Genomic DNA, 10,356 nt, shown 5'->3' on the forward strand with positions numbered 1-10,356 from the left:
GGCGAAGACACTCTTTGTGCCTAAAAAACATCTATAAAAAAGGAAGCACTCGCTTCCCTTTCTGGTCATGTACGACAAATCTGCGGTAGTTATAAGATTTCTCTCAAGCGGTCTTGCGCGACTTCCACCAGCAAGTCTGGCTGGAACTTGGAGATGAAGCGGTCACAACCCACTTTCTTCACCATAGCTTCATTAAAACTGCCACTAAGTGAAGTGTTTAAAGTGATGAAGAGTTTGGCCATTCTTGGATCGCTTCGCACTTCGTGTGTCAGCTTATAGCCATCCATTTCCGGCATTTCCGCGTCGGTAATCATCAACAGCAGTTCCTTGGTCAAATCTTTACCTTCATCACACCAAGATTTCAATAATCTCAGCGCTTCGAGGCCATCACGGCACTCAATAATATTCAGACCGAGCTGCGAGAGTGTATCGCGGATCTGGTTACGCGCGGTTGAAGAGTCATCCACCACCAACACATTGCGCCCAACCATGTTTTTGACCAGCTTCTCATCAAGCACTTCCTCTGAGATGGATACGTCATAGTCGATAATTTCCGCCAGTACTTTTTCCACGTCGATGATTTCGACAATCTGGGTTTTGTCGCCCTCTTTCACTTGCGTAATGGCGGTTAGGTAATTACTGCGTCCAGACGTTTTTGGCGGCGGCTGAATTTCGGTCCACGCGGTGTTAATAATGTTACGCACCTGTCCTACCAAAAAGCCTTGCACCGTACGGTTGTACTCCGTAATGATCAGGTTTTCTTCTTGACCGGCCATTTGCGAAGGTGGAAAACCGATAGAGCGTCTTAGGTCAATGACAGGCACAGGCTCGCCACGCAGCGATGCGACACCGCGAATGTTGTAATGCGCGCCAGGCAATTTAGTGAGAGGAGGCACTTTCATCACCTCTTTCACTTTAAACACGTTAATTGCAAATAACTGACGGCTATTCAAACTGAACAGCAAAAGCTCCAGACGGTTTTCGCCGACCAGATTGGTTCGCTGGTCTACAGTATTTAAAACTCCAGACATACAACATCCTAAATGGGTTAAAACTCTATTAAAAATAGCCTAAAAAATGCAAGTCATAGTAAAAGTACATGAATGAAAAATAGATAGCAATCAACTTACCTGATTTGGGATAAGCAGCTCACTAAACCTAGCGCAAGAACAATAGCGATATACGAGAAAATTGAAATTTTATAGTAGAAGCATTGGCCTGATGCTTGTTCAGGCCAGAATGGGACATTAACCTTCGACGACCTTCATTAACAGTAAACCATCGTATAGCGCTTGTTTAATTAACGCCGCCCCAGGCATGGTCGCTTGCTTATAAAAGCGTGATTCGACTAACTCAAGATCTTGGTGATAAACGGGCAGGCTTTGCTCTTCAATACATTGGCGAATCGAGGGATAGAGTACGTCTTTGGCTTGGTTAATGACTCCGCCAATAAGAATTTTTTCTGGGTTAAATAAGTTAATGACGATAGCAATCGCTGAGCCCAAATAGCGGCCAAGTTTCTCAATCACAGCGACACACAGCGGATCGCCATTCGCCGCCGCTTCACACACGCTCTCAATGGTGATCTCTTCCATGCCAGACAAAATGGATTCTTCTCCCTGAGCGATACGTTCAAACACCTCTTGGCGTATGGCTTGTGAACTGGCCACCGTCTCTAAACAGCCTCGGTTGCCACAATGGCACTGACGACCGTTGGGATCTATCTGAATATGACCCAACTCACCAATGTTGCCATGCCGTCCTTGCAGTACTCGACCGTCTAGGATGATCCCAGCGCCAAGACCGTGGTGAATCGAAATCAATACAGAGTTCTCATTTTCTTGCGAGTGGCCAAATAATTTTTCGGCCAACGCCCAAGCGCGGGTGTCATTAGCGATAAAAACAGGTAATCCGGTGGCTTTATAAATTTCAGGGCCCAATGCGAGATTTTCAACATTGTAATGGGGCATTTGCAGCACAATACCTTGCTCAGAATTGACCAAGCCAGGTAGCGTAATCGCGATACTGGTGACTCGATCGAGCTGCTCTGCATACGTTTGAAAGAATTCTTCGATTTCGTGTAGGAGGCGAGCTAACACATCCTCTTGATCGCGTTCATGAATATCAATTTTGGTATCAATAAGTACTTCGCCACCCAACTCGTGGAGTGCAATCGTCAGATAGCCGCGGCCTAACCGCATCGAGAGAAATTGCCAACCAGCATTATTTACCTGAAGCCCAACCGCCGGGCGCCCACGGCTGGTCGCTTCCTGCACTGTTGTTTCATGCACAAGATGCGCTTCGATCAACTCGCGGGTGATTTTTGTGATGCTCGCTGGTGCCAGTTGACTTTCTTTGGATAGGTCTATCCGAGAAATTGGCCCTTTGAGATCAATCAGTTTATATACACGACCAGCATTGATCTGTTTGATATGATCAATATGGCCCGGTTGAGCCATGTACATCTTGCACTCCAACATTCTATAACTAGGTAATTTTTTTACTTTGCGAAGTAATTGTGAAGTGAATTGATAGAACCCCGTGACAAGCATCACGTATAAACATGAATCTTTGTGTATTCAATCAAATATCCACAAATTAGTCGCTGGTAGATTTATTCTTGGATAACTTATTTTTAAATGAAAAATTTCCTATAACGCTGGAAAGTCAGCCATAAACCGACCACGCTTCTCAATAGAAAGTGTCACACACATTCCTGGAGTCTCTATGACCAGCAAGCTTAGAAGAACAAAAATTGTCACTACATTAGGCCCTTCAACTGACAAAGGTAATAATTTGGAGGAGATAATCCGCGCAGGAGCCAACGTAGTGCGCATGAATTTCTCACACGGTAGTACAGAAGATCACAAAAAACGTGCGGAAAAAGTGCGAACCATTGCGGCAAAATTAGGCAAACAGGTGGCGATTTTGGGTGATTTGCAAGGCCCAAAAATTCGGGTATCGACGTTTAAAGAAGGCAAAATAGAACTCAATGTCGGCGATCGATTTACGTTAGACAGCGACCTACCCAAAGGCGAAGGGGATCAATACTCGGTCGGTTTGGATTATAAAGCCTTACCAAGAGATGTTGGACCAAATGACATTCTGCTACTGGATGATGGCAGAGTTCAATTACAAGTACTAAACGTCGAGGGCAATCGGGTTCATACCGAAGTCATTGTCGGCGGACCGCTCTCCAACAACAAAGGCATCAACAAAAAAGGCGGCGGTTTATCGGCTGATGCACTCACCGAAAAAGACAAACAAGACATCCTAACGGCCGCTGAAATCCAAGTGGATTACTTAGCCATCTCGTTTCCTCGCAATGGCGAAGACATGAATTATGCCAGACGCCTCGCTCGGGATGCCGGATTAGAAGCCAAGCTGGTGGCTAAAGTGGAGCGGGCTGAAACAGTTAAGAATGACGAAAACATTGATGACATCATCATGGCTTCCGATGTGATCATGGTGGCTCGGGGCGATTTAGGGGTTGAAATTGGCGACCCCGAATTGATCGGTGTGCAGAAAAAGCTGATCCGACGATCCAAAGAACTCAATCGCGTGGTGATTACCGCGACACAAATGATGGAGTCCATGATCGAAAATCCCATGCCGACACGCGCCGAAGTCATGGACGTCGCTAACGCGGTTCTCGATGGAACCGATGCGGTAATGCTCTCTGGCGAAACCGCCGCGGGGAAATACCCGGTTGAGACCGTTCGTTCCATGGCGGAAGTGTGCATCGGCGCAGAGAAGATGATTGAAGCTGGTACGCAAAACTACCGAATCGACAAATCGTTCGCAACGGCTGAAGAAACCATTGCCATGTCCACCATTTATGCTGCCAACCATATGGAGGGAGTCAAAGCGATGGTCACCTTAACGGAATCCGGTCGCACCGCGCTGATGACATCTAGACTTAACTCTCTACTGCCCATCTTTGCCCTATCTCCCAACGAACGTACTCTCAATCGCTGTTCGCTCTATCGCGGTGTCACACCGGTTTTCTTTGATACCAAAGTGGAGACAGGCTTCGACGTTGCGCTCGCTGCACTCAATACGCTAAGAAAGAAAAAATTATTGGAATTTGGCGACCTAGTGATTATCACCCAAGGTGACATTATGGATGTAGAAGGCTCGACCAACTGTATGCGGATCCTACCTGTGTTTGAATAAGCTATGCCTTAATGATTAGAAAGCCAGTGATTACTGGCTTTCATCTAAACGCAGCAAGCTTTCTTTCACTCGCCCCTGTCGCAGCGATTCGTACTGAGTAATAAACCGATTTCCCGCTTGTACACCTAACTCATAATCCGCTAGTAGATCTTTTTTATCGCTAAGCAACGACGAAGAACGTAGCGGCCCATCCGGCGTTATTTGAATCACAAAGGTATCATCTGGCGGTTTGGCAAGAAAATCTCGCGTTAAGGTGTAGGTCTGATAGTGTACCATCAGCATATCCGCCAATCCTGAATCAAAGTTATCGCCAATAAGATGGCTGAGACGATAAATGTTATCGGCGCCAAACAACCAACGCCCTCCGTTCAGCAAGCGAATCGGCTCTCCTTTCTCACTTTGGGATGCGGCAATTTGCTGCTGGAAGAAATGACTCCAGTCGTCTTTCCATCGATTGAGCCGACTCTGCCACTTACCTTGCACGCTGCCAAAAGAGCGGCGAAACCATTCAATTTCCTCTCTCTGCGCTGCGGCCGATTGCTTCACATCCCCTTTTTCTGGCAACACGAACGGCTCCGTTCGAATCACGATAATGGCTCTGGCGTTACGGCGCCAAGCTTCCTGAACAGGAATGGAGGCTGATACACCGCCATCCACATATTCGCGCCCGCCAATCGTCACTGGATTGGAATAGAGTTTAGGAATCGCACAAGTTGCCAGCATAGTTTGATACCAATTGTGCCCAAAGATAGGCAAGTATTTATCAGTGAGTGTGCTGGTGTCGGTTACGGAAGCAAAAGCTTGACGACAGGCCAAGCTCGTTTCTCCTAGGTCTAGGTCAAGCTTGTAAGGATAAGCGCAGATCTTATCCAAGGCCCAGTCCAACCCTAAGTACTGCTTGTTCCTGATGTAACTGAAAAGATTGAAAAATTCTTGAGACGTCGTCAACTCGGTAATGAATGCTTTACCGAGCCCGTGTTGTCGACATAAATAAGAGCAAAGATTCAACGCCCCCGCAGACGTTCCAAAGAACTCATCAAAAGGGTCGAAATTGGCCAGAATAAAAGCGTCCAGCACACCCGCGGTGAAAATTCCTCTTTGCCCGCCACCTTGGGCGACCAATGCGGTTTTCCCATGCTGGTACTTAGCGAAACGCTCTGTATCCAGATTGATGTAACCGTTCGTGACAATACCACTGTTTATTGCCATCGCTGTTACCTAATTTTAAGCGGCAGCGATCGCAATAAAACCAAATGAGAGTAGAACCGCAAACACAGTTGCTGTGATGATTAAGGCTGTTTTCAGATCGTGTTCCATAGGCACCTCCATGCTGTAACAAAGTAATAACAGCTGTAAGAATTATGTTCAAGAGTTGTCTAATATGCCAGCGCGAATTTGAAGCTAGTATCACAATTAAACAATTGGAGATAAAGGGATTTAGTATGTTACATAGAAGTCTCGTTTTGGCCGTTATCAGCTTGCTGATCACCACGCAAGTTCAGGCACAAACATCGAATGTGATGATTACGCCGTTTCTTGGTTTCATCGAAGGTGGTGCGGTAGAAGATACCTCGGGTAAAAGCTATGATCTCAACCCTTCGACAAGCTATGCTATTGCCTTAGAAACACCACTTGAGAAAGGTCGTGTCGGTTTTTTCTATTCCTACCAAGGGTCAGATTTGCAAGGTGTCGAAAATCAATACGGCTTTCACTACTTACATTTCCAAAGCAGCATTTACTATCCATCCCAATCTGGGTTCACTGGCTATCTTGGACTCGGGCTAGGTAGTTCCTATGCCGATGTGGATTGGGCGGATAAAAAATTTGGCTTCTCAGCCAGTATATTCGGCGGTATCGAGTATAAAGTAAGTGACAATCTCGCACTCACTGCACAACTGCGCTGGTTAGGTACCGTGGTCGATAATGACACATCAGGTGTTTGTACTTCATCAGAGGCTGGACAGAACTGCGTTATTCGCTTCGAAACCGACTGGATGAATCAGTTACAATCCAACTTGGGATTGACCTTCAAGTTTTAACAACCGCACAACAATATCTGCTGCTAGGGTGTATAAAAACTAGCCATACACCCTAGTGGGCAAAAACAGTTTATCTTCCAAGACACTTGTTCAATTACAGAATAATAGTCTGTCTCACTAACAATACTCAGCCACGATCGATCTGTCATCTCCTAATGTTACAAGATATAAACCAGACAAACCGCCAAAATTAACAAATGTCATCTATTGCGCCACACCGGATAAATCGCTAGTCTTCTGCTTAAGCGACAGCTGAATATTTCAGATTTCGCAAACACACATCCAACAATTAAACATTTTATTCTAGATTTTTCTGCCGATAACGACATATACACTAAGAATTACGTTATCAATAGGTTAATTACTAAGTTGATTGTGAATTACCGTTATTCCTTTCTCTAGTCAAAAAACTTGAGCAGAAAAGCTTCATTCCTCAGGGAGTCGTATAGGAGTCTTATATGAAGCGAGAACAATGGGGATCCCGTGCGGGATTCATCTTAGCCGCTGTAGGTTCAGCAATAGGTTTGGGAAACATCTGGCGTTTTCCGTATATGGCCTATGAAAATGGTGGTGGCGCATTTTTTATTCCTTACCTTTTTGCCATGATCACCGCGGGTATTCCATTCATGATCCTTGAGTTCAGTATGGGGCAAAAATACCGTGGCTCAGCGCCAAAAACACTCGCTAAAATCCATGCTAAGTTTGAGTGGCTGGGTTGGTTCCAAGTTGGTGTTGCCGCCGTGATTGCGGTTTATTATGTCGCTGTAATTGGTTGGGCAATTTCTTACTTTGGTATGTCTTTCAATCAAAGTTGGGGAACGGATACAAACGCTTTCTTCTTTAGTGAGTATCTTGGTCTAGGTGATAACTCACCCACTAACTTAGGTAGTATTCAGTGGAAGATTGCGATTGCTATGTTGATTGCTTGGGCAATCACTTATGCAGCGATTGTGGGCGGGGTAAAATCCGGCATTGAGCGGGCTTCCAAGATCATGATGCCTATTCTGTTCATCATGGTGCTGATTCTGATTGGACGCATGATTTTCCTACCTGGCGCTCTAGATGGCGTGAACTATATGTTTGCTCCCGACTTTAGCAAAATTTGGGATGTCAAAGTTTGGGCAGCAGCTTACGGACAGATCTTCTTTACCCTGAGTATCGGCTTTGCCATCATGCTGGCTTACTCAAGTTATTTGCCAGAGAAATCAGACATCACAAATAATGCCTTTATGACGGTGTTAATTAACTGTGGTTTCTCTATCCTAGCAGGCATCATGATTTTCTCGGTGCTTGGTTACATGGCGCAAGAACAAGGCAAACCACTTACTGAAGTCGTCTCTGCGGGTGTGGGGCTGGCGTTTGTGACGCTTCCAGCGGCGATCAACCTACTGCCTGCGCCTTATATCTTAGGCCCACTGTTCTTCTTCGCTCTTGTCGTGGCTGGTTTAAGCTCACACATCTCGATTATGGAAGCAGTAACGTCCGCTATCATCGACAAACTTAACTGGAGCCGTAAAAAGGCTGCAACTGTTGTAGTGGGTGTTGGTGTGGTGGTTTCAATGGCCTTTGCAACCAATGGTGGCCTGTTACTACTGGATTTGGTCGACCACTTTGCCAATAACATCGGCATTATGTTCGGTGGTCTGGTGGAGATTGTATTAATGGCATGGCTACTTAACAAAGTGGCAGACGTCCGTGGCTATGTGAACAATATTTCGGACTTCACCATCGGCATTTGGTTCGATGTTTGCTTGAAGTTCATCACACCAGCGGTATTGGCAGTGATTCTGGCAACCAAGCTGCAGGCTCTGCTCACCGAAGGTTATGGTGGTTACGATCTGACACTGGGTTGGGCCGTTATCGGTGCTCTGTTTATCTTTGGCTTTGCCATCAACTTAAGCAATCGTAAGGAAGCATGATTATGACAACTGGTGCAATCGTCATGATGATTATTGGCCTAGGAATTACCTGGGGTGGCGCGGCAATTTGCATTAAGCGCGCAATGGATAAGTAAACGCTATCCAATCTGTTTTCTAGCCGGCTCTTTTGAGCCGGCTTTTTTGCACCTAACATTTCATTGATTTGAGGGCTCATGACTCTAGCCTTTTATTTATTGCCTTCCGTGTTCCAAACATCGTGATAATCATCCTAATTTCAATCACCGCCATTGCTCCTGTTTACAGTGCGACTCCATCAGTTCGAGACCTCCGACGCTTGGAGCAACAGAAACGAACGCAACAACTCGCTTTCAAACGGTCATTCTCGATAGTCTGAGAGCCAGCACAGATAGCATGTCATTAACGTCTGGATGATCAGATTCGACCTTGCAGCGAATCAATTGAGAGGAAATCTGTCTAGAATGCCGAAAGCTTAGTCAGAGGAAGTTAGATATTTAGGGAAAGACGAAACCGTTCGCGACCATTGGCACTGTGCGCCTGATTTCTAGAAACAGAAGTTTCCCCAAAAGTTGCTGAAGAATAAATGCAGGAGGATAGAGCTGAACACCACATCATCCTAAAACAGTTGGATAAAATCATTTCTCAGGTTATGCGAATAACCTAATTAAGAAGATTGAGGATGCAAAACTAATGTGGGAGTGACACAAAAACCGCTCGCGTTGAACACTCAAATAAACGTATCCGCCCCATGAACCCACGGGGCGATATTATTAATGTTTGAAGTTCCAAGGCAGGAGTGCATCGATATCAGGTTCAGCTTTCGCTAACTCCTGCATGCACTTGACCATGTAGTCGTAAAGGATAAGGCCGTTGGCTTTCGCTGTCTCGACGATACTGTAAAGCATCGCGCTCGCTTCGGCTCCATTGGGATTGGTCGAGAAGAGCCAGTTCTTTCTGCCTATAACCAGCGGTTTTATTGCGCGTTCAGCTCGGTTGTTGTCTATCGATAAGTGACCGTCATCGATATAGCGGGTGAGCTTCGGCCACTGACCGAGCGTGTATTTTATCGCCTTACCCACCGGGCTAGACTCAAGCACTTTCTGAGTTGTCATCCATTCATAAAGCTCATCCAGTATCGGCTTAGCATGCTCTTGGCGCTCTGCTTTCCGTTTTTCGGCACTGGCACCTTTTAAGCGGGATTCTATTCCATAGAGTTTCTGGATTTTAGCCAATGCACTATCCGCTTTGCCTGACTTGCCTTTGCCTTGAAGCTTTTTCGCCTCCATGAACTTGCGCCGAGCATGCGCAAAGCAACCGACATTGGTGACTCGATGAAGCCCATCATAAACACCATAGCCATCGGTTTGCAGATACCCATCATAGTCGCCCAAGAAGGCAACAGGGCACGACCTCGCGCGACTGTTTTGATAGTCATACAAGACGATATTTCTCACATTAGGGAGCGCGGCATCGGGCGAGTCCGCGCCCGAGCAGTAGAGCCACATGTAGCATTGCTTGTCTTCCTTGAGGACATTGAGCGGCGTTTCATCCGCCTGAATCACCACTTGCTCAAGTAGGTGCGCTTTCAAGGCCGCGTAAAGTGGAGCGAACTTCTCACTGACTTGGATAATCCACCTTGCCATGGTGGTTCGTGATAGTTCGATACCCGACTGGGTAAACAGGGATTCTTGGCGATAAAGTGGCATCGCGTATTGGTATTTGCCGAGGATGATATTGGCCAGCAAGCTTTCTGTCGCGAAGCTCTTAGGGATAATGCTTTGCGGCGCTGGCTTTTGAACAACGTGGTTTTTGTCTTCTGTTTGCTCGCATTGGCGGCAAGCATATTTAGGACGAACATATTCCAACACTTTGAGTACCGCTGGCGTGAACTCAAGTTTCTCGCTACGGTCTTCACCGATTTTATGCAGGTTATGTTGGCAGCAAGTGCACTGCTTTTCATCGTCGTCTAAATCAAGTTCGATAACTTCACGAGGCAAGCTCTTTGGCAGTGGTCTGCGTTTACCGCGTTTCTTCGTTGTGATGGTCGTTGTGACAACGTCAACCTCTTCTTCTTTAGCAGCTTCACACTCCGCTTCGTTGAAGAGGTCACCTTGGGATTCATTGTAAGGCTTTAACGCCTCCGAGCGTTTAGCGAACTGACGGTCGAAGGCAAGTTTGAGTTGTTCAAGCAGCGATTGGCGCTCTTGTTTCAATTGTGTATCTGACGCCATCAGCGCTGTCGG

Annotated in this window: 9 protein-coding genes; 4 read left to right on the forward strand and 5 right to left on the reverse strand. The window is 46.3% G+C overall.

Going from position 1 to position 10,356, the window contains the following annotated elements; translation table 11 throughout:
- Nucleotides 1–89 precede the first annotated feature (89 nt).
- Together UF06_RS20335 and UF06_RS20340 are read right to left on the reverse strand one after the other, a co-directional pair.
- Nucleotides 90–1,031, reverse strand: a complete 942-nt coding sequence (locus UF06_RS20335) for a chemotaxis protein CheV (RefSeq protein ID WP_045572036.1) — start codon at nucleotides 1,029–1,031, stop codon at nucleotides 90–92.
- 216 nt (nucleotides 1,032–1,247) lie between these two features.
- The gene (locus UF06_RS20340) at nucleotides 1,248–2,465 is read right to left on the reverse strand and encodes an ROK family protein (RefSeq protein WP_039429783.1); all 1,218 of its coding nucleotides are present in this window, start codon (nucleotides 2,463–2,465) and stop codon (nucleotides 1,248–1,250) included.
- A 262-nt stretch (nucleotides 2,466–2,727) separates the two neighbouring features.
- Here UF06_RS20340 and pyk point away from each other — a divergent pair, with 262 nt between their 5' ends.
- Entirely contained in the window at nucleotides 2,728–4,176 is a 1,449-nt protein-coding gene (pyk, locus tag UF06_RS20345; RefSeq protein WP_045572037.1) for a pyruvate kinase, read from the forward strand.
- A gap of 30 nt (nucleotides 4,177–4,206) precedes the next feature.
- Here pyk and UF06_RS20350 read toward each other — a convergent pair whose 3' ends face one another.
- A complete protein-coding gene (locus UF06_RS20350) occupies nucleotides 4,207–5,385 on the reverse strand; it encodes a patatin-like phospholipase family protein (RefSeq protein ID WP_045572038.1) in 1,179 nt (392 codons plus the stop codon).
- Nucleotides 5,386–5,400: 15 nt separating this feature from the next.
- On the reverse strand, nucleotides 5,401–5,493 hold the full coding sequence (locus tag UF06_RS26510; protein ID WP_139045625.1) for a YnhF family membrane protein: 93 nt from the start codon (nucleotides 5,491–5,493) through the stop codon (nucleotides 5,401–5,403).
- A 125-nt stretch (nucleotides 5,494–5,618) separates the two neighbouring features.
- On the opposite strand from UF06_RS26510, the gene UF06_RS20360 reads away from it, so the two are divergent.
- The 3 genes from UF06_RS20360 to UF06_RS26515 all read left to right on the forward strand — a co-directional run bounded on the left by UF06_RS20360 (nucleotide 5,619) and on the right by UF06_RS26515 (nucleotide 8,229).
- Nucleotides 5,619–6,215, forward strand: coding sequence for an outer membrane beta-barrel domain protein (locus UF06_RS20360; protein WP_045572039.1), 597 nt, complete (start codon nucleotides 5,619–5,621; stop codon nucleotides 6,213–6,215).
- Nucleotides 6,216–6,673: 458 nt separating this feature from the next.
- On the forward strand, nucleotides 6,674–8,134 hold the full coding sequence (locus tag UF06_RS20365) for a sodium-dependent transporter (protein ID WP_045572040.1): 1,461 nt from the start codon (nucleotides 6,674–6,676) through the stop codon (nucleotides 8,132–8,134).
- 2 nt (nucleotides 8,135–8,136) lie between these two features.
- Nucleotides 8,137–8,229 carry a MetS family NSS transporter small subunit gene (locus UF06_RS26515; RefSeq protein WP_139046422.1) on the forward strand — a complete coding sequence of 31 codons (93 nt, stop codon included), beginning with the start codon at nucleotides 8,137–8,139 and terminating at the stop codon, nucleotides 8,227–8,229.
- A gap of 654 nt (nucleotides 8,230–8,883) precedes the next feature.
- Here the strand turns inward: UF06_RS26515 and UF06_RS20370 are convergent.
- Nucleotides 8,884–10,347 carry an IS66 family transposase gene (locus UF06_RS20370; protein ID WP_242402043.1) on the reverse strand — a complete coding sequence of 488 codons (1,464 nt, stop codon included), beginning with the start codon at nucleotides 10,345–10,347 and terminating at the stop codon, nucleotides 8,884–8,886.
- Nucleotides 10,348–10,356 lie beyond the last annotated feature (9 nt).

It is taken from the genome of Vibrio sp. S234-5 (assembly GCF_000960595.1).
Classification (GTDB): domain Bacteria; phylum Pseudomonadota; class Gammaproteobacteria; order Enterobacterales; family Vibrionaceae; genus Vibrio.

Excerpts from the sequence above, each read along its gene's own strand:
- UF06_RS20340 (WP_039429783.1), bottom strand. The coding sequence starts at position 2,465 with ATGTACATGGCTCAACCGGGCCATATTGATCATATCAAACAGATCAAT.
- pyk (WP_045572037.1), top strand. The coding sequence starts at position 2,728 with ATGACCAGCAAGCTTAGAAGAACAAAAATTGTCACTACATTAGGCCCT.
- UF06_RS26510 (WP_139045625.1), bottom strand. The coding sequence starts at position 5,493 with ATGGAACACGATCTGAAAACAGCCTTAATCATCACAGCAACTGTGTTT.
- UF06_RS20350 (WP_045572038.1), bottom strand. The coding sequence starts at position 5,385 with ATGGCAATAAACAGTGGTATTGTCACGAACGGTTACATCAATCTGGAT.
- UF06_RS26515 (WP_139046422.1), top strand. The coding sequence starts at position 8,137 with ATGACAACTGGTGCAATCGTCATGATGATTATTGGCCTAGGAATTACC.
- UF06_RS20360 (WP_045572039.1), top strand. The coding sequence starts at position 5,619 with ATGTTACATAGAAGTCTCGTTTTGGCCGTTATCAGCTTGCTGATCACC.
- UF06_RS20365 (WP_045572040.1), top strand. The coding sequence starts at position 6,674 with ATGAAGCGAGAACAATGGGGATCCCGTGCGGGATTCATCTTAGCCGCT.
- UF06_RS20335 (WP_045572036.1), bottom strand. The coding sequence starts at position 1,031 with ATGTCTGGAGTTTTAAATACTGTAGACCAGCGAACCAATCTGGTCGGC.